Genomic DNA, 17,101 nt, shown 5'->3' with positions numbered 1-17,101 from the left:
TTGAACTGACCTTTGTCAAGTAGACAGGTAATTTAATTAAAAAGTTATGCACATTTGGATGCATGGTTTCGATACTCTAAAGGAGCCATGCATCTTAGTCTTTTTTGAAATCTTTTTCCGTTGTAAAATTTAATATATTCAACTATTTTGCCCTTTAACTCTTCAATTGTTTTAAACTTTTTGCCATAAAACATTTCAGTTTTCAAAACACCAAAAAATCCTTCCATAGGCCCATTATCTATACACTTACCAACTCTAGACATACTTTGAGTCATACCAGCTTTCTGAATTTTATCTCTAAAGATATTACCTGTATATTGAAATCCTCTATCACTGTGAAATATAGGCTTTGCATCAGGATACTTTTGTATTGCTTTATCAAACATGCTAAATACAAGATGATTATTGTTCTTAAAGGATAGTTTGTACTCAATAATACTATTATCATAAAGATCCATAATTGGACTTAAATAAAGCTTTCTTGTGTCTCCAGGAATTGAGAATTCAGTTACATCTGTTAGCCATTTCTCATTAGGAACTTTAGCGGTAAAATCTCTTGATAAAATATTTTCTTTTGTATACTCTGGTTTTATTTTCTTACGATTAACTTTTTTTCTTCTAATCCTAGCTGTAACACCTAAAACATTCATAAGTCTATGTATATATCCTTCTGAGAAGGATTTGTGATTTAGTTTGTTAATGAACATTGTCATCCTTCTATACCCTAAAATTCCATCAAAAGTTATATGATATTCATTAATTAGTGAACATAGCAATTCATCTTGCTTTTCTTTTCGAGGCTTAATTCTATTTTTATGTTTGTAGTATGCACTTCTTGAAATAGCCAGAACTTTACATATCTGAGTTACTGGATAGCCTTTATCCTTAAAAAAATCTACTGACTTGTATTCTGCTTCCTGTCTTACTTGCGAGAGCGAAGTTGCCTTTCGAATTCCTCTTTTTTTTTAAGAACTTCAAGTTCAAATTCTCTTCTTTTTCTCAATGCCTTTTCTTTTTCAAGTTCAAGCTTTAGTTTTTCAACTTCAGTTAAATTACTTTCATCAATTTCAGACTTTGGCTTTGGTCCACGTTTTTGATATTTTAATGCTTCTGGTCCCTTGTCTATATATGCCCTTGTCCATTTGTATACGAGCGCATAAGTAATTGAATACTTATCAGCTGCATCTTTGTAGCTCATATTGTTTTGGGTAACCCATTTTACTATTTCTAATCTCTCTTCAAATGTAGTTTTTCTAGATTTCATGGTATAGACATCTCCCTTAGGATCATAATCCTCTATTTCTATATCATTATACCATTTATTAATCCATCCTCTTAAAACAGAATAAGTAATATTATATTTAGCTGCTAAATCTGGCATTGAATATTTACCTGAGATATATTCTTCTACTACTGACAGCTTAAACTTCTTGCTATATGATCGGTTTCTGCTTGATATATCAAATGCACTAGGTCCATGTTCTTTATATGTTAGATACCATTGACGCACAACTTCCTTTGTAGCTCCAATTTCATCAGCAATTCCTCCAAAACTAATATGACCTTTCTCATAATCTTTGCAAGCTTTAAGTTTTACTTCTTTACTATACTTTGGTTTTCTTCCCATAAAAAATACCTCCAAGTAGATAATCTAATTTTTAATTAATTAGACTGTCTACTTTGGAAGTATCATATCACCCTGTCTATTTATTATTACTATTTTATTTATTGATAATACTTAACAATTGATTGATAAAGTGCCTCCGCAACCAACTGTTTATATTGCTCAGTTGCTAATTTTGCCGCTTCTTGAGAGTTGGTTAGGTACCCTATCTCCGTTATGATGGCTGGCATATTGGTTTCTCTTATAACATATAGATTTTCTCTAGGTATTATTTTTCTATCGTGGGCCCCTAGCATTCTTACCATTTCTGTCTGGAAGGTCTGAGCCAATCTTCGGTTATCTCTGAAATCCTCCGGATTTTTTTCGCTAGGATAATAAAGATTTTCAACACCATGAATAGCGTTGTTGAGTGTAGCATTAGCATGCACACTGATAAACAAATCAGCATTTAGCTGATTGGCCACTGCTACCCGATCTACAAGAGAGACAGCCACATCTGTTTCTCTCGTCATGTAGGTTCTATATCCTCCCTCTACCAACAGTTTATTTAATCGATGGGAGATATCTAGCACAAGATGCTTCTCTATATATCCGTTACCACTGCCACCAGGATCAGTTCCACCATGTCCTGGATCTATTACAATTAGTGGAATACCACTATGTCCACTGGGTTTGAATTCCAATATGAATTCCTTGCCAAGACTTGGGGAAAACGCCTGATAACCTATTCCATCTTTTAAGTTGATTTTTATATGGTATGCATCTTCACTTCCAGTTTCTCCAATATCGATGGATTTAACTAGGACATCATTGATAGTCATGGTCCCCATAGAAAGCTCGATATCATCTTTTGAAACAACTACGTGTACTACCTTTCCATAATCACTAACAGTAAAGTGAAATTGGGTAACTTCATCACTTCTTATTTGCAATCTAGATGCAGTTTGGTTAATCTGTCTATAGTTAAAGGCTTCTGCAGTGCTGTTTTCAAACTGGATAACCATGTCGCCAGTCTTTTCATCATAGCTGATTTCATAGGTCTGAATTTCATCTAGCTCTATAGCGATTCTTGTTATCAGAGGATCTAGCTTAAACTGTGATGCTCTTATGGTTTTAATGCCATTGCTCTCTACATTCATTTGGAAAGTACCATTGGAAAGTAATTTTCCTTTATTGGTAAAATTAAACTTTGTATCTTCAAAATCGATTACTATTCTTGCAGGATCTGTTAATTGAAAATCTCCGTAATCCAACTCTTCTCCAGTTCTAATACGAACTTCTGGGGTTCCTGTTGTATAGGCTATTGTAACATCCTTAACCTCTTGTGTAGTGATAGGTGTATTTGGCTTTGGATCCTCAATAGGCTCTTGAGGTTTTTGAATTTTTTGTTCTACTACAACAGTCCTTGTATCAGCCTTCCACTCTACGATTAAGTCCAGTTCTCTAAGAAAAGCGATAGGTACCATCGTTCTTCCATTACCTTTGTATGTAATGATTTTTGGTGGTACATCATCTGGTAATCTTTTTGCTTCCCCATTCATAACGGCAATAGGACTATCGATCTTCATGGCTACTGTTTTTTCATTGGTGGTAATAATTACTTCACGGGTTGCATCCTTCCAATCAACCTGTATCCCCATATTTCTGATAATATGAACCGGTACCAATGTTCTATTCTCATGTATTACAGCTGGCACGTCAGAGGCGACAGACTTTCCATTTACCTCTAAATTTACTGTTGCAAAATCTATGGTTTTTCCATCCATAGTCATTTTGACTGTGGTGATACTAGGATTTGCAAAAACCAGCGTAGTTGATAAAATCATCAGTACCAATACCATTGCAATCATCTTTTTCATCTGTTTTGTCCCCCAGTTAAAATTAGTTCAAGTTCATCATTGATTCAAGCTTTATAGGCTTATGTAAATATATCACCTATATAGCTCTCTACATCTATTTATATCATCCCTTTCTACTTTATGTCAACAAATGTAGCCATTTGTCATGAACATGTAAAATAGATAAATTCCTGTAATAAAATGGACAAAAATTCGTAATAAAAAATAGGCTGTTATGCCTATTTATATCACTTTATATAGTTCATCTATCTCGGGGGCCTCTAGTACCTGTCTTATGCTATTTTTTACCAAAACTCTTTCTCCTTCAATAATTTTTCCAATCTCTGTAGCTGCGATTCCCTCTTTCTGGAAAGTATCTACTAACCTCTGCTTCTTTTCAGGAGAAACTGCCATCACCATTACTCCACTAGAGATTAATCGTAATGGATCAATGGATAGTGCCTTACATATGGCGGAGGTTTCAGGTCTTATGGGTATTCTTTTTTCATAAATCTCTATCCCCACCTTTGAGGCTTCTGCAAGCTCCCAAAGTGCTCCTAACAGCCCGCCTTCTGTCACATCGTGCATGCTGTTGACTCCAATCTCTCCTGCCAAAATCCCTTCTTTCACCACACTTATATCCTCTGAAAATCCCCTAGCATCTTCTATTATCTTTGGTTCTATTTTTCCCTTTAGTCTATCTTCTAAATCCGCTGCAATAATAGCTGTTCCCTCTAAACCTGCATGCTTTGTCATAATAATTGCATCTCCTGCTTTAGCGCCTTTAGAGGTTACCATGCTATCCTTTTTTTGTATGCCGACAGCAGTGGTGGTAATCACCATACGATTCACAGCATCTGTTATTTCTGAATGTCCTCCAATAATTTCCACATTAATAGAGGCGGCCGCCTTATTTGCTTCCTTCATGACATAGTCTAAATCTTCCTTTGTGGTGCCTACCGGTGCTAGTATGGTCATCATCACCCCTACTGGTTCTACCCCATTGGAGGCTACATCATTGCAGGAGATATGTATGCTTAAGCTTCCAATATCCTTTACAGCTCCAGTAATAGGATCAGTACTCATAACACAAACATTTTCGCCAAAATCAACAACCGCACAGTCTTCTCCTATCCCTGGTCGTACTAAAATTTCAGATCTTTTATGTAAAATATTTTTAAATATTATTTCTTCCAATACCTCTGTAGGTACTTTGCCAACCTTCATATCCTTCTCCCTCCTTCTTTACTATGGTATTATATCATAGTTTTTTAATGGATTATATACAAAATATTTCCTTCCACTCTTCCACCGTCAACACCCGATGATCCGATACCAAATACAACACTTTGACATTTTCTGGTGGAATTGTGTGAAATATCATTACCTCTGCATCATAGCCTTCCTCTAAATCCTTTCGTTTTTTTAAGTTATCTTCAAAGCTTAAAGAGGTATCCCAATAGGCTTGTATTAGCTCTTTCCCCTTTGTCTTTAGATAGTTTTCAGCCTCTTTAAAATCTTCTATCCCTTTTAATATAAAGGGTTCATAAATCTGATTGGCTTTATTTTCATTGGCCACCCAGCATTTTTTTATGTCTACCTTTAAGGCTAACACCGCAGTATGGGAGTGAAAGCAAGGATTATTTTTGTAATTCATGCTGCCAAAAATAGCTTTTTCTCTCACTACCCAGGGTGGCAAATCATCTGTAGCATATTTATCAATCAATCCATGGAAAGAATGATAGTGCTTCTTATAGCTTATTTTATCATCATAGTTTATTCCTTCTGCTAATATTTTTTTTAGATCCGTTATATGGGTAATATGATAAATCATCCTAGTTTTTGTGTAATCTTCAAAAAACATTTTATCACCTCTTGAAAATTTCCTTATATAACAATAATTTCAATGTATGAGACACTTTTTTTATAACAAAATATTAATAAAGGAGGTGGCATTTTGTTAACCATCAATTGTACCCATCCATGTGTTTATGAAAATGAAGGTATATGTACTTTAACCCATGTCACTTCGGTATCGGAGCCCAATAACAAGAATTGTGCTTATTTTAAAAAGAAAGGAGATGCATCAAAAAAATCTAATAAATTTTAGTATGGCTCTTAAAAGCTTAATTATGAAAGATCATAAAAATTAAGAACAAAATGATTAACCAGTCTAGAAATTATTACTCTTCTCTAGACTGGTTTTCTTGATGCCATTTCTATTGTATTTTGTTCCTTTGTCAATTGCTGATAGCCTAAGTATCCAGCACTTATAAAGAAAGCCAACCAAAATGTAACAAATCTTAGTATCAATGCCAGCGCTACTCCTTCATGGGAAGGAATTCCCATTGGCAGGAGGAAGAAAACCATACTTCCTTCAAATGTTCCTACCCCTCCCGGAAGTAATGGCAGCATCCCTATCATATAGGTTAGATAGGTAACAACCGCAATCCCCATAAAAGGTAGTTGTATCTGCAGGCCAGAGGCAATCAAGTAAGCTTTATAGGCAAACAACAGCCAAATGGTAAATGCCAGTACTATTTGATAAAGGAAGGGTTTTTTTTGCTGAAGTGCTTCTTTTACGTTTTCTTGCAAGTCCACCATTACCTTCATTATTTTATCCTTGCTTTCTCTTTTTAATAAGGGCAGCTTTTTTATAAGAGTATTTAGCTTTGAAGGATATGCCATCAAAACCATTAATAGTACTACAAATCCTGCTAGAAACAGAAAGCTGATAAAAACAGCCGGTATCTGTCCTCCTTCCCATGTCACTGTAGTGAAAAACCAAGTCATGGCAACGACATTCAGGAAGAGAAATGCTATTAAACTAATGACTTTTTGAATTCCTACCAATGCAGCTGCCTTACCAGTAGAAAGTCCCATTCTAGCCTTTAATAAATAAACCTTCGCAGCCTCTCCTCCTGTTTTAGCAGAAGGGGTAATACTTTCTACAAAGGTTCCCATCATATTCATATAGAAGAGATCTCTTAAAGCCAGCTTTTCCCCCATATGCAAGGCTATTTTATGCCATTGAAGGTTAATTAACAGGATAGTAAGCAGCTGTAATAAGCATACTGTTAACAACAGCTTGAAATCAAATGTCTTTAGTGATTGGAATACTTCAGAAAAATCAGCCCGCCAAAGGATGACCAGTACCAGCAGGATCCCCATGATAAACAGGACTAGCTTTTTCATTCTTTTTCCCTCCAAGATCTTTTATGTAAAGCAAAGTAGCCTTCATAAGATTGTTATATCGGTTCTCTACATAGGTATATTTTTTATAGTAACGTCTTCGGTTTAATAAGGTATAAATATCCTTTAAACTATTCTGCGGACTTCTTATCAATATTTTTGTACCATTAGAGGACTTCGCTAATATATTATTCAAGATTTCTTCATGAGGGCAAGCCTGTCTAGCTATATGTATTACCGTAAAGCTTGAGGGATCAACCTCTTGTCCCGCTTCTTGACATACCTCTATTTTTTTATCTAAGCTTAGACTTTTTATCACCTTCTTGGAATTGTTTATGGCAACAGGATCTACATCGATTACCTTAACCTCGGCACCGGTTTTTCTAGCTATTTCTAAAGCTGTACATGGGAAGGAGCCTCCCCCTACACATAGTACCTTGTCACTTTGAGAAATATTACATAGCTGTATCTCCTTTGCAACCATTCCTCTGTAGTATGGAAAAAGAACACAACCAGTAGCTGGATATTTTGATAATAACTTTTCCAATTCCTTTGTGAATACTGCCATAACCCCCATTTTAAGCCCACCTTTTCCTTTTTTTGGTTATTGATACGCTTGTTCAAGTGATATCCTTTCTCAATTTGAGTTAAAAAAAATCCGTTAGGGCATAATACCATGGAAGGCTTTATACCCCAAGGTCAATTTGTTTTATAATAGCATTAAAACGAAACTTACAGTGTGATTCAATACTCCACCAATTAAGAAGGCCAACAAGATAGTAGCCACCCCCATGGTAAGTGCTATTTTCATACCAAACTCTTTTATCAGAACACCTAAAACTGCAAGGCAGGGTATATAGAATAACGCCACTACAGCTCCTACCAGCAGCTGGAGAGTTGTTAGGTCTAGCTCCAGCAATGGTAAAACTGCTAGTTCTCTTCTAATCACACCTAATAACAAACCTAGGGTTGCTTCAGGAGGAAGGCCTAGCCATCCTGTTGTTAGAGGAGCAACATATCCGCTGACAGCGTTCAGCGCGCCTGTTTCTGCAACCAACGCTGCAAATCCTACTCCCAGCATCATAGGCACCTCTGCTTCTATCATGAAGCCTTTTGTACGAATCCATATTTTTTTCAACAAAGCATCCTTGTCGGGCATCAGAAGATTTGGTATTTCAAGAAGCATAGGTTCTGACTTTCCAGGGATCACTTTATCTAATACAATTCCTGCTAATAGCATGGCAATAAAGGAAATCAAATATACTAAGACTAATACCAATGCAGAATGATCTCCTAGTAATGCAATAAACGCTCCCGTTTGTGCGGCACATGGCACCGCCAAGGCCACTAAGGAAGAAACTATGATTCTTTCTTTAAAGCTGGTAGCTGCTCTTGTTCCTAAAATAGCGGGAACAGAACAACCATACCCCATAATGAAAGGAACGATATTTCCCCCATGAACCCCTACTCTTCGCAAAGTAGAGTCTACTAAAACCCCTAGTCTTGGCAGATACCCGCTATCCTCTAAAAAGGACAAGACTACATAAAACAATAGAACATATGGAAGGATCAACGCAAAGGGCCATTCTATCCCCTTTACGAAAATACCGTATTCTCCAACTAAGACATTATAAATAAGTCCTTCTGCTACAAAGTTTCCTACAATCATCCTGAAGAATGGAACGATCCAATTATTTACAATAGGTAAAAAAATAGCAGCTCTTAACCCCTTACCCCCACCTACTACAACCCCCAAAGCCATCATTAAAACAATAAAGGCTATTGGCAGCCCAGGAAAAGGTCTTAAGGATAAATCTCCTAATTTTTCTAAAAAAGTAGGATGCCTATGCTCTACCTGCTGCACATTTTTTATCATTCTTCCTACTTCTAACCAACGATCTTCTTCAGATAAGGCCAAGGTAGGGAGTTCTTTCTCCTGCTTTTCCGCCGCCTCCCATGCTTTTTGTAGCAGCTCTCTTAAACCCACATTTCGAATAGCCACCGTAGGGATAACCGGTGCATTTAGTTCTTTTTCTAACTGCTGAACATCTATGTACACCCCTTGTCGCTCTGCCACATCCATTAGGTTTAATGCAAAAATCGTAGGTAATCCGTATTCCTTTACCTGTAATGCAAAGTTTAGGTTTCGTTCTAAGTTTGTAGCATCCAAGACACAAATTACTGCATCTGCAGAAGCATCCTTTAAAAACTCTACCGCCACCTCCTCAGCAGGTGAAGTGGCTTCCAAGGAATATGTACCAGGAACATCAATAATAATTCCCTTTTTTTCTCTATGCTGTATATTTCCTTTTGTATAAGTAACTGTGGTGCCAGTATAGTTAGCTGACATTACTTCCATGCCAGTTAGTTTCGAAAAAACGACGCTCTTTCCTACGTTGGGATTACCCATCAGTAGTATTTTAACGTCGTCCTTTCTTATATGTAATTCTTCCTGCTCTGTTGTATGACAGCTCAACTAGTTAACCTCCCTCACCACAATTTCCTCTGCTACATCCCTTGCTATAGCAAAACTGCGTTTACCTATTTCGATCACAATAGGTCCTCCTAATGGCTGTCTGGATTTAACACAAACCGTCATTCCTTCTCTCATACCTAAGCATTTCAAGAGATGATTGCACGGTAATTTTTCTATCTGGCACTTGCAGTTTTTCTTCATCTGATATAAAGCCATCGGTAATAACCCCCTTCAGTTGATAATAGTTTTCATTATCTTTGATTAAATATTATCATACTTTTTTGATAATGGCAATATCTTTTTGTAAATTTAGACAAACTATTTGTTTACCCTTTTCTTAACAATTAAAACACACATTCTTTATTCTTTACATCAATTATTTTTTTTCGTCTTAAACTGTGTTAGAATAGAATCATTATATCAGTATTTAACTGGAGGAGATAATATGGAAAAACTAAAGGGGACAAAAACGGAGGAAAATCTTTGGACGGCTTTTGCCGGAGAAAGCCAGGCTAGAAATAAATATACATATTTTGCTGAAGCTGCCAGCAAGGAAGGGTATGAAGATGTAGCGTCTACCTTTGAGAAGATTTCTCATCATGAGAAGGAGCATGCAAAAACCATTTTTCAGTTTCTAAATGGTATCAAGGATACAGCAACCAATTTAAGCTTATCTTCTCAAAGTGAGCATTATGAAGCCACTACTATGTATGAAGAGTTCGAAAAAGTTGCTCGGCAGGAGGGTTTTGAAGAAATAGCTGAATTTTTTAAAGAAGTGGCAAAGATAGAGATGGAGCATGAAAAGACTTTTTTATCTTTACTTGCAGAACTACAAAAACAGAAAAAATAATAAAGGCAAATCCAGGAAATAATTATCTGGATTTGCCTTTTCTTATAATGCTTTTCTTTTTTTATCATACCAAAAGCCGCCTACCCCTAGTGTCACTATAGCTGTGATATGAATAATTGCTATTTTTACTGCTGTATTATAAAAAAAACGTTCCGGCAGCATTTGGATTAATATTTCCTTATTAGGGTCTAATATCCACAAATCATTATCAAAGAAGATATAATGAAAGTAATCAAAATACTTGGTGAAATCAAAGTACATTAATAAAAAAAGAATAATCAACAAGTCAATATTTGCCATGGCAGAATACATCAAGGTTTTTGCTATACCCTTTTTCCAAAGATTATCTATTTTTATCAAGAGGATAAGCAATACGCCTAATAGAACTATACTTATGTTTCTTATCCATCTTCCATTAATAAACAGGTCTTTAACATCCACCATATGAAGCTTTTCTCTTTCACCAAAAACTTCTCTTACCTCGCCTTTTACAACTGCCTTTATCTCTAGATCATCTCTAGTATCCTTCAAATAGCTCAGCAGTTCCTCGGTGACATGTTGTAGGTTTTCCTCATCCATACCTGTTACAGACGTGATCCCATGCTTTTCATATTCAGTCATATAATGATTTGTATTAAAAACTACTATTTCTACAGCCGTTAATAAAATCCCAATGGATAGTAATATTCCAAATAGTATATACAGCGCTTTTTTCATTTTCTCCACCTTCTTATTTTTTCTTAAACACTATTATACACTTTTTTTTACCTTCAATAAATAAGAATCTATGGAAAATCCTATCACCCCCTTTTGCTTTAGCACATATTATAAAGCAAAAGAATAAGTTTTTTTTAAAAGGAGGTGAAAGGTTATGGCTGAAGCTACACGTGGTTTTTGGGGAACTGATAGCACACTACTATTTTTCTTCCTGCTGCTAGTGCTTCTTTTCTGTTATACACCTTGCTTTAGAGCAATAAGTCCTGACAGTCTATTGTTCTTCTTCCTGCTGTTGATTGTACTATTTGGAGGAAGATCCTTCTGGTGCTAGATAAAAACATCCCGAGATATACACAGCATTTAAAAAGGTGGTCCCTTAAATCGACCACCTTTCAATTTTATATTTTTTTATGCTTCACAGCCACATATATTAGACATCATCATACTGATGGTAAAATGCCTTCCTTCCTCTGCCATGTTGCTATATATTTCCTGGATTAATTGAAATATTATTTGTGAGTTCCCTCTTATGGTAGTGGAGAGTATACCCACAGTTACTTCTACTGGATAAGCTTCTATTATTTTCAGCACCTTGTTGATATCCCCAATATAATCCTCTGATTTGATAGGAAAATAGGTGATTTCACAAGAGGCTAAACTGGCTTTTTCCATAGAGCACATATGAAGCCTCCCCCTTCTGTATGAGATAATTCTTTCTCCTTTTCCATGGTGATGCCTTCCTCTGGTGTATCTGGAGGTATAAAGAGACATTCTCCCCTGGCAACTAGATTTTTCTTATCCAAGCCCTCCAGCTCCTCTAAGGACTTGAAATCTGCATATTTAAAAACCGTGTTTTCTTGGAAGTCCTTAGACATATATAAGCTTCCCCAGCTGCTATTCCTATGAATAGTTCCAATCAGCAGTTCACCACCAGGCTTTAAAACCCTCATCATTTCTGTGTAAGCCTTCTGTGGCTCTTTGATGAATTCAAAGGCCGCCATAGAAAAAACTGCATCAAATTGGTTTTCTTCTAGTTTTATATCATAGACGTCCATTGTATGAAAGGTAATGTCCAGTTCCTTTTCCTCTACTTTTCTTCTAGCCACCTTTAGCATTTCCTCTGATAAGTCTATAGCCACTACTTTACAGCCCAGCTCTGCTAGCTTGATGCTAAAGTTCCCTGTTCCACAGCCTACATCTAGAATGGTCATTCCTTTTTGAGGAACAAACATGCTAAAGGCCAAGTTTGTTTCCACCTCATCTACAAATCTTCCCATTTTGCTTTCATACCATTGATCATAATCAATGGCCTTTGTGTCAAAAACAGCCATAAAGATAACCTCCTATAGTATAGCTAATATTTTCTCCTTCAATCTTACAAACGCCTCACAGGTAAAGGTTGTATGATCTCTTGGGCGAGGAATGGTGACATCAACTATCTCTTTGATTTTTGCTGGACGTTCTGACAGGATATAAATCCTATCAGATAAAAAGATGGCCTCATCTATATCATGAGTGATAAATAGTATAGAAGCCTTTAAATCCTCCAGCACACTTAACAGCCACTGCTGCATTTTTCTTTTTGTAATGGCATCTAAGCCTCCAAAGGGTTCATCTAGCAGCATGATATCCTGTGAAAAAAGATAAGTTCTAAGTAAAGCTGCTCTTTGTCTCATACCCCCCGAAAGCTGATGTGGATAATGATTTTCAAAGCCCTCCAGCCCAAAAAGATGGAAATAAGGTTCTGCTTGTTTTTTTGCATCTTTCTTTTCTGTCCCTTTTATGATAAGAGGCATAGAGACATTTTCTAGGATGGTTTTCCAGGGTAAAAGCAGGTCTTTTTGATGCATGTAACTGACCCTACCGGGTTTACCTGTATAATCCCTTCCTTCAATCAGTATTTTCCCATGATCTGCCTTTTCAATACCAGCAATAATATTAAACAATGTACTTTTCCCGCTGCCACTAGGTCCCAATATGCTAATAAACTGGTTTTTTTCTAGGGAAAGGGAAATGTTTTCCAGCGTATATAATGCATCAAAGTATTTGGTTACTTCTATGATTTCTAGCTTTTTCATTGTTTCACTTATTGAGGCAGGTATTGGTTAGTAAAGGCCGCCTCAGCATCCAACGCTTCCCTTAATAGCCCTTGCTCATACATCCAGTTGCTATATTTCTCCCATACCTCTAGTTTCATTTCTCCCCATCTTGCAGCGTCAGCCTGATATTGATCTGCAAGGTATCTTTGGCTGGCTATAACCATTTCTCTGTCTAATTCTGGTACCCATTTCAATAAGTCCTCAGCAGCTTCTTCGGGATTTTCTATAGCATACTCATATCCTTTGGTGGTAGCTTTCAAAAATCTTTCTGCTAGTTCAGGACTTGCTTCTAAAAGTCCTTCCTGTGCTATAATAACAGGAGTATAGAAATCTAAGGCTTCATGAACATCCTGTAGTAAAATAAAGTTTAAATCATAATCCCTCAATTCTGCTGCTATACCATCCCAGCCATAATAAATCCATGTAAAGTCCACATGACCCTCTACGCTTGCAAAAAAGTCCAAGGCTCCGATATCTACCATTTCTAATTGAGAGAAATCTCCTCCGTCTTTATCCATTAGTGCCTTTAGCATTGCCTCCTCCATAGGAGAACCCCATCCCCCATATCTTTTACCTTCAAAATCTCTAGGAGATATGATCTCTTTATCAGCAGGAGATGCAAAGCCTGATGTATTATGTTGAATAATGGCTGCAATTGCCTTTACTGGCAATGGACTTTCCGCGGTTCTCGCATAGGCTACCTGCTCCTGATAGCTAATGCCAAATTCTCCTTGTCCTGCAGCTATTAGATCGGCGCTGCCCCCTTCAGTAGGCTGAATAATTTCTACCTCAAGTCCTTCTTCTGCATAAAACCCTCTCTCTATAGCAGTATACATCCCTGTATGATTGGTGTTAGGCACCCAATCTAGGATTACTGTCACTCTGTCCAGCTCTGCCGGAGTGTCTACTGCTTCACCCTCTGTTTCTGTACTGCATCCAACAATACTTGTCATCAATAATGTGAGCACCATAAATACTACGAAATATTTTTTCATTTTTTTCTTCCTCCTTCTATTTACAAATTAAATTTCTTTGTTCCATGGCATGGCTTTTTTTTCAATATAGCCGATTAGCTTTAACACACCTATACTTAATAGTACAATCACCACGATAGTTGCAAACACCCTGTCAATGGCAAAGGATTGTCTAACTCGGAGCATATATACCCCTAGGCCTCTTTTTCCTCCTACCCACTCTCCTATGACTGCCGCCATAATGCTATAGGTACCTGAAATTTTTAACCCAGAAAAGAAGCTAGGGAGGGCTGCTGGCAGCTTTACCATTCTGTAGATATCCCATCTGCTTGCCCCCATGGATTTCAACAGATTTAACAAGTCCTTATCTACAGATTCTAAACCCTCCAGCAGACTAAGGGTGATAGGAAAAAAGCATACCAGTACTACGATGACTATTTTGGGTAAATATCCGAAACCGAACCACATAGCAAACAGTGGCGCTAGGATAATAATAGGTACTGTCTGGGAGGTAATTAGCAGTGGATAAAAAACTCTTTTTATGATTTTCATGCTATCCATCATTATAGCAAGAAGTATTCCTGCTAAAATTGCAATACTAAACCCCACAACTGCTTCAAACATCGTAGCAGTAATATGCTGTTCCATCAAAGGCAATGTGGTAACTAAGGTATGGAGCACCTTTGAGGGTGCAGGTAAAATAAAGGGTGGCACCAAGGCTAGTCTAGCAACGCCTTCCCAGAGTAGTATAAGTACTACGATAAACCCCACTGGTAAAAAATCTATATTTCCTTTAGAAAATCCGGAAAGTACACTACCTATACTTTTTAATTTTTTCATCCATCGTCACGCCCTCCGGCTTATAATCTATCTTTATAATAGATACTACCCTAGAGGCACCCTCTTCAACGCAAATATCCTGTGATTTTTTTACAATTTCCAATAGCTCCTCCAGTTCTCCCTCAATGGTAGTTTCCATTGGTCCGATTTCATGCTTTAAACCTGTTTCCTGTATCATATGTATTACTTTATCTACTACTGGATAAATCCTTTCCTCTGGAACACCTGGTATTACCTGTAGACTTAGATTGACATAGGACATATTGTCTCCTCCTTTTCTAAAAATAATAAAACCCTTTAGCCTGGAATACTGACTAAAGGGTTCAATACATAAATTTCATTGCAAAAATTACCTATGCTTTGATTATATATTTCCCTACGCTAGCATTACCCAGGTCAGGTACAACGGGTCGGAACAAACTACAGTTCCCTCTCAGCCAAGTTATCTTAGCTCCCCTTTTTCATTTCATCATCATTATATCTCATTGATTTCAAATGTCAATATGCAATAGCATTTTTCCAAAGTCTTCCTCAGTCAATATTCTTAAATTGGTTTCCACTCCAGAGGCTAGGATTTCCTTTGCCTTATCCAGCTTTGATCCAGCTTCCTCTCCTGCGATTACGTAATCGGTTTTTTTGCTGACGCTTCCGGATACATTGGCTCCCAGCTTTTCTAGTAATTCCTTGATCTCTTTCCTATTGTAGCCTTCTAAGGTTCCTGTTACCACTACGGTTTTTCCAGTGAAAGCGCTTTCTGCTTTTTCTTCCCCCTCATAGTGAGGACTGATACCTTTTTGCAGCAATCTCTTCATACTGCTTAGTATCTTCTCATCATGAAAAAAATCTAAAATGCTGTCGGCTACAATTCCACCTACATCCGGTAGATTAATCAGTTCTTCATAGGAAGCCTCTTTGATTGCTTCTAGAGATTGGAAGTGCTTAGCCAAGTCTGTAGCAGTTTTTCTACCGACATTGGGTATTCCTAGTGCATAGACAAAGGCATCTAGACTGCATTCCTTACTTTTTTCTATTGCCTCTAGGAGATTTTTTGCCTTCTTATCTCCAAAGCGTTCTAGTGAAATCAAATCATCATACCGAATATCATATAAATCAGCTATGTCTTTTATGCCTAACTCCTCATACAGCTGAGCTGCTGTTTTTTCGCTGAAACCTTCGATGTCCATGGCATCTCTGCTACCATAGTGAACAATGGCAGAGACCAACTGCGGCTTACAGGAAAGGGAGTTTGGACAAAAGATATGTGCTCCCTTTTCTACAACTTCACTATTACAAGCAGGACAATACTCTGGCTTATCTATAGTTTTACCTTCCTCACAAGTTTCCTCAATCGCCCCCATGATTTCTGGTATTACATCATTAGATCTTCTCAACCAAACCCTACAGCCTTCCTTTACCCTTTTCCTTTGGATATCCTCCCAGTTGTTTAAGGTAGCACGACTAACGGTAACACCACCGATATCAATTGGGTCAAGAATTGCAGAAGGTGTCAATTTACCAGTTCTCCCTACCTGCCACAATACCTCTTTTAGAACAGTGGTGACCTCTTGAGCTTCAAACTTATAGGCGATGGCCCATCTAGGAAATTTTTGTGTATAGCCCAGCTTTTCTCTTAGGGTTAAATCGTTCACCTTAATAACAAGTCCGTCGGTTAAGAAATCTAAATCCTTTATACCATCCTTCAAGCTTCGGATCTCTTCTACTACTTCAGCTATACTGCCGCATAGCTTTATGTAATGACTAACAGGAAATCTGCTTTCTCTTAGAAAATCCATCATCTCCATATGGGTGCTAAAGTTTAAACCCTCACTATAGCCTAGGCTATAGCAAAAAGCATCTAGCTTTCTTCCTGCTGTTACCTTTGGATCTAGATTTCTCAGAGCTCCTGCTGCTGCATTTCTAGCATTCTTCAGCGGATCTGTGGCGGTTTCATTGTATTTCTCTAATACAGACAGTCGCATCAAGCCTTCTCCCTGCACCTCGATTTTTCCTTGATGTTGAATAGATAAAGGGATAGACTTTATGGTTTTTACCTGTTGTAGAATAGACTCCCCCACATCCCCATTACCTCTAGTGGCGGCCTGTACCAAACTGCCTTCCTCATAGGTAAGATTTATAGTTAATCCATCAAACTTGTATTCTAACACATATTCCACAGGTGTATCATCTGTCAATATTTTTTTTACTCTACCATCCCAGGCAATCAGTTCTTCCTCCGTTTTAGCTTTATCAAGACTACGTAATGGCACAATATGTCGATGGGGCGAGAATTTCTTTAGGGGATCTCCCCCTACCCTCAAGGTTGGAGAGTCAGGAAGAACCCTTTGGATTTCTTTTTCCAATGCTACCAGTTCATCATATAACAGGTCATATTCTTTGTCACTTATCCTTGGGTTGTCTAATACATAATAATGATAGCTGTATTCATTTAATTGCTGTACCAATTCCTTCATTTTCTTTAACTTATCCATAC

General features: G+C 37.3%; 20 protein-coding genes and 1 riboswitch. Of the genes, 3 read left to right on the top strand and 17 right to left on the bottom strand.

Features of this window, described 5'->3' with window-relative positions; translation table 11 throughout:
- Positions 1 to 44 precede the first annotated feature (44 nt).
- The 5 genes from BMX10_RS04505 to BMX10_RS04485 form a co-directional block, all read right to left on the bottom strand.
- The gene (locus BMX10_RS04505; protein ID WP_139176377.1) at positions 45 to 953 is read right to left on the bottom strand and encodes an IS3 family transposase; all 909 of its coding nucleotides are present in this window, start codon (positions 951 to 953) and stop codon (positions 45 to 47) included.
- A complete protein-coding gene (locus BMX10_RS04500; protein ID WP_090439969.1) occupies positions 923 to 1,627 on the bottom strand; it encodes a helix-turn-helix domain-containing protein in 705 nt (234 codons plus the stop codon). The genes BMX10_RS04505 and BMX10_RS04500 overlap by 31 nt, the downstream gene beginning before the upstream one ends.
- Positions 1,628 to 1,725: 98 nt before the next feature.
- Positions 1,726 to 3,483, bottom strand: coding sequence for an N-acetylmuramoyl-L-alanine amidase family protein (locus tag BMX10_RS04495; protein ID WP_090439964.1), 1,758 nt, complete (start codon positions 3,481 to 3,483; stop codon positions 1,726 to 1,728).
- Positions 3,484 to 3,705: 222 nt separating this feature from the next.
- On the bottom strand, positions 3,706 to 4,689 hold the full coding sequence (locus BMX10_RS04490) for an AIR synthase family protein (protein ID WP_090439961.1): 984 nt from the start codon (positions 4,687 to 4,689) through the stop codon (positions 3,706 to 3,708).
- 52 nt (positions 4,690 to 4,741) lie between these two features.
- Positions 4,742 to 5,326, bottom strand: a complete 585-nt coding sequence (locus tag BMX10_RS04485) for a hypothetical protein (RefSeq protein WP_090439958.1) — start codon at positions 5,324 to 5,326, stop codon at positions 4,742 to 4,744.
- A gap of 93 nt (positions 5,327 to 5,419) precedes the next feature.
- On the opposite strand from BMX10_RS04485, the gene BMX10_RS17720 reads away from it, so the two are divergent.
- Positions 5,420 to 5,572, top strand: a complete 153-nt coding sequence (locus tag BMX10_RS17720; protein ID WP_139176374.1) for a hydroxymyristoyl-ACP dehydratase — start codon at positions 5,420 to 5,422, stop codon at positions 5,570 to 5,572.
- Positions 5,573 to 5,655: 83 nt separating this feature from the next.
- On the opposite strand, the gene BMX10_RS04480 is transcribed toward BMX10_RS17720, so the two are convergent.
- The 4 genes from BMX10_RS04480 to BMX10_RS04465 all read right to left on the bottom strand — a co-directional run bounded on the left by BMX10_RS04480 (position 5,656) and on the right by BMX10_RS04465 (position 9,346).
- Positions 5,656 to 6,657, bottom strand: coding sequence for a lysylphosphatidylglycerol synthase transmembrane domain-containing protein (locus BMX10_RS04480; RefSeq protein WP_090439955.1), 1,002 nt, complete (start codon positions 6,655 to 6,657; stop codon positions 5,656 to 5,658).
- On the bottom strand, positions 6,593 to 7,231 hold the full coding sequence (locus BMX10_RS04475) for a class I SAM-dependent methyltransferase (RefSeq protein ID WP_090439953.1): 639 nt from the start codon (positions 7,229 to 7,231) through the stop codon (positions 6,593 to 6,595). The genes BMX10_RS04480 and BMX10_RS04475 overlap by 65 nt, the downstream gene beginning before the upstream one ends.
- A 132-nt stretch (positions 7,232 to 7,363) precedes the next feature.
- Complete coding sequence (locus BMX10_RS04470; RefSeq protein WP_090439950.1) at positions 7,364 to 9,130, bottom strand: ferrous iron transporter B; 1,767 nt, start codon at positions 9,128 to 9,130, stop codon at positions 7,364 to 7,366.
- Complete coding sequence (locus BMX10_RS04465) at positions 9,131 to 9,346, bottom strand: FeoA family protein (protein ID WP_090439947.1); 216 nt, start codon at positions 9,344 to 9,346, stop codon at positions 9,131 to 9,133.
- 229 nt (positions 9,347 to 9,575) lie between these two features.
- Here BMX10_RS04465 and BMX10_RS04460 point away from each other — a divergent pair, with 229 nt between their 5' ends.
- Positions 9,576 to 9,980, top strand: coding sequence for a rubrerythrin family protein (locus BMX10_RS04460; RefSeq protein WP_090439944.1), 405 nt, complete (start codon positions 9,576 to 9,578; stop codon positions 9,978 to 9,980).
- A 42-nt stretch (positions 9,981 to 10,022) separates the two neighbouring features.
- Here BMX10_RS04460 and BMX10_RS04455 read toward each other — a convergent pair whose 3' ends face one another.
- On the bottom strand, positions 10,023 to 10,697 hold the full coding sequence (locus BMX10_RS04455) for a TIGR01906 family membrane protein (RefSeq protein ID WP_090439941.1): 675 nt from the start codon (positions 10,695 to 10,697) through the stop codon (positions 10,023 to 10,025).
- Between the two features lie 154 nt (positions 10,698 to 10,851).
- Here BMX10_RS04455 and BMX10_RS17930 point away from each other — a divergent pair, with 154 nt between their 5' ends.
- On the top strand, positions 10,852 to 11,028 hold the full coding sequence (locus BMX10_RS17930; RefSeq protein ID WP_170834677.1) for a hypothetical protein: 177 nt from the start codon (positions 10,852 to 10,854) through the stop codon (positions 11,026 to 11,028).
- A gap of 77 nt (positions 11,029 to 11,105) precedes the next feature.
- Here the strand turns inward: BMX10_RS17930 and BMX10_RS04450 are convergent, their stop codons facing one another.
- The 7 genes from BMX10_RS04450 to ligA all read right to left on the bottom strand — a co-directional run bounded on the left by BMX10_RS04450 (position 11,106) and on the right by ligA (position 17,099).
- Positions 11,106 to 11,378, bottom strand: coding sequence for a YkoF family thiamine/hydroxymethylpyrimidine-binding protein (locus tag BMX10_RS04450; protein ID WP_170834676.1), 273 nt, complete (start codon positions 11,376 to 11,378; stop codon positions 11,106 to 11,108).
- Positions 11,351 to 12,028, bottom strand: a complete 678-nt coding sequence (locus tag BMX10_RS04445; protein WP_090439935.1) for a class I SAM-dependent methyltransferase — start codon at positions 12,026 to 12,028, stop codon at positions 11,351 to 11,353. Before BMX10_RS04445 ends, BMX10_RS04450 begins: the two co-directional genes overlap by 28 nt.
- A gap of 12 nt (positions 12,029 to 12,040) precedes the next feature.
- The gene (locus tag BMX10_RS04440; protein ID WP_090439932.1) at positions 12,041 to 12,775 is read right to left on the bottom strand and encodes an ABC transporter ATP-binding protein; all 735 of its coding nucleotides are present in this window, start codon (positions 12,773 to 12,775) and stop codon (positions 12,041 to 12,043) included.
- Between the two features lie 8 nt (positions 12,776 to 12,783).
- On the bottom strand, positions 12,784 to 13,791 hold the full coding sequence (locus BMX10_RS04435) for an ABC transporter substrate-binding protein (RefSeq protein WP_090439929.1): 1,008 nt from the start codon (positions 13,789 to 13,791) through the stop codon (positions 12,784 to 12,786).
- A 27-nt stretch (positions 13,792 to 13,818) separates the two neighbouring features.
- Positions 13,819 to 14,610 (bottom strand): ABC transporter permease, encoded by a 792-nt coding sequence (locus BMX10_RS04430; protein WP_090439926.1) that lies wholly within the window; start codon positions 14,608 to 14,610, stop codon positions 13,819 to 13,821.
- Positions 14,585 to 14,872, bottom strand: coding sequence for an MTH1187 family thiamine-binding protein (locus BMX10_RS04425; RefSeq protein ID WP_090439923.1), 288 nt, complete (start codon positions 14,870 to 14,872; stop codon positions 14,585 to 14,587). The genes BMX10_RS04430 and BMX10_RS04425 overlap by 26 nt, the downstream gene beginning before the upstream one ends.
- Before the next feature lie 94 nt (positions 14,873 to 14,966).
- Positions 14,967 to 15,078, bottom strand: a riboswitch (TPP riboswitch).
- Between the two features lie 23 nt (positions 15,079 to 15,101).
- Positions 15,102 to 17,099: an NAD-dependent DNA ligase LigA gene (gene ligA, locus BMX10_RS04420; RefSeq protein WP_090439920.1), complete on the bottom strand. Its 1,998-nt coding sequence runs from the start codon at positions 17,097 to 17,099 to the stop codon at positions 15,102 to 15,104.
- Between the last annotated feature and the right edge of the window lie 2 nt (positions 17,100 to 17,101).

Origin of the sequence: Natronincola peptidivorans (assembly GCF_900111615.1) — a bacterium.
Taxonomy (GTDB): Bacteria; Bacillota; Clostridia; order Peptostreptococcales; family Natronincolaceae; genus Natronincola_A; species Natronincola_A peptidivorans.
Note: the sequence above shows the minus strand (reverse complement) of the source record. Positions and strands in the feature narration are given on the sequence as shown.

Coding starts and splice junctions, on each gene's coding strand:
- BMX10_RS04455 (WP_090439941.1), bottom strand. CDS start 10,697: ATGAAAAAAGCGCTGTATATACTATTTGGAATATTACTATCCATTGGG.
- ligA (WP_090439920.1), bottom strand. CDS start 17,099: ATGGATAAGTTAAAGAAAATGAAGGAATTGGTACAGCAATTAAATGAA.
- BMX10_RS04500 (WP_090439969.1), bottom strand. CDS start 1,627: ATGGGAAGAAAACCAAAGTATAGTAAAGAAGTAAAACTTAAAGCTTGC.
- BMX10_RS04430 (WP_090439926.1), bottom strand. CDS start 14,610: ATGAAAAAATTAAAAAGTATAGGTAGTGTACTTTCCGGATTTTCTAAA.
- BMX10_RS04485 (WP_090439958.1), bottom strand. CDS start 5,326: ATGTTTTTTGAAGATTACACAAAAACTAGGATGATTTATCATATTACC.
- BMX10_RS04445 (WP_090439935.1), bottom strand. CDS start 12,028: ATGGCTGTTTTTGACACAAAGGCCATTGATTATGATCAATGGTATGAA.
- BMX10_RS04425 (WP_090439923.1), bottom strand. CDS start 14,872: ATGTCCTATGTCAATCTAAGTCTACAGGTAATACCAGGTGTTCCAGAG.
- BMX10_RS04450 (WP_170834676.1), bottom strand. CDS start 11,378: ATGTGCTCTATGGAAAAAGCCAGTTTAGCCTCTTGTGAAATCACCTAT.
- BMX10_RS04490 (WP_090439961.1), bottom strand. CDS start 4,689: ATGAAGGTTGGCAAAGTACCTACAGAGGTATTGGAAGAAATAATATTT.
- BMX10_RS04435 (WP_090439929.1), bottom strand. CDS start 13,791: ATGAAAAAATATTTCGTAGTATTTATGGTGCTCACATTATTGATGACA.
- BMX10_RS04460 (WP_090439944.1), top strand. CDS start 9,576: ATGGAAAAACTAAAGGGGACAAAAACGGAGGAAAATCTTTGGACGGCT.
- BMX10_RS04475 (WP_090439953.1), bottom strand. CDS start 7,231: ATGGGGGTTATGGCAGTATTCACAAAGGAATTGGAAAAGTTATTATCA.
- BMX10_RS04495 (WP_090439964.1), bottom strand. CDS start 3,483: ATGAAAAAGATGATTGCAATGGTATTGGTACTGATGATTTTATCAACT.
- BMX10_RS04480 (WP_090439955.1), bottom strand. CDS start 6,657: ATGAAAAAGCTAGTCCTGTTTATCATGGGGATCCTGCTGGTACTGGTC.
- BMX10_RS04465 (WP_090439947.1), bottom strand. CDS start 9,346: ATGGCTTTATATCAGATGAAGAAAAACTGCAAGTGCCAGATAGAAAAA.
- BMX10_RS17930 (WP_170834677.1), top strand. CDS start 10,852: ATGGCTGAAGCTACACGTGGTTTTTGGGGAACTGATAGCACACTACTA.
- BMX10_RS04440 (WP_090439932.1), bottom strand. CDS start 12,775: ATGAAAAAGCTAGAAATCATAGAAGTAACCAAATACTTTGATGCATTA.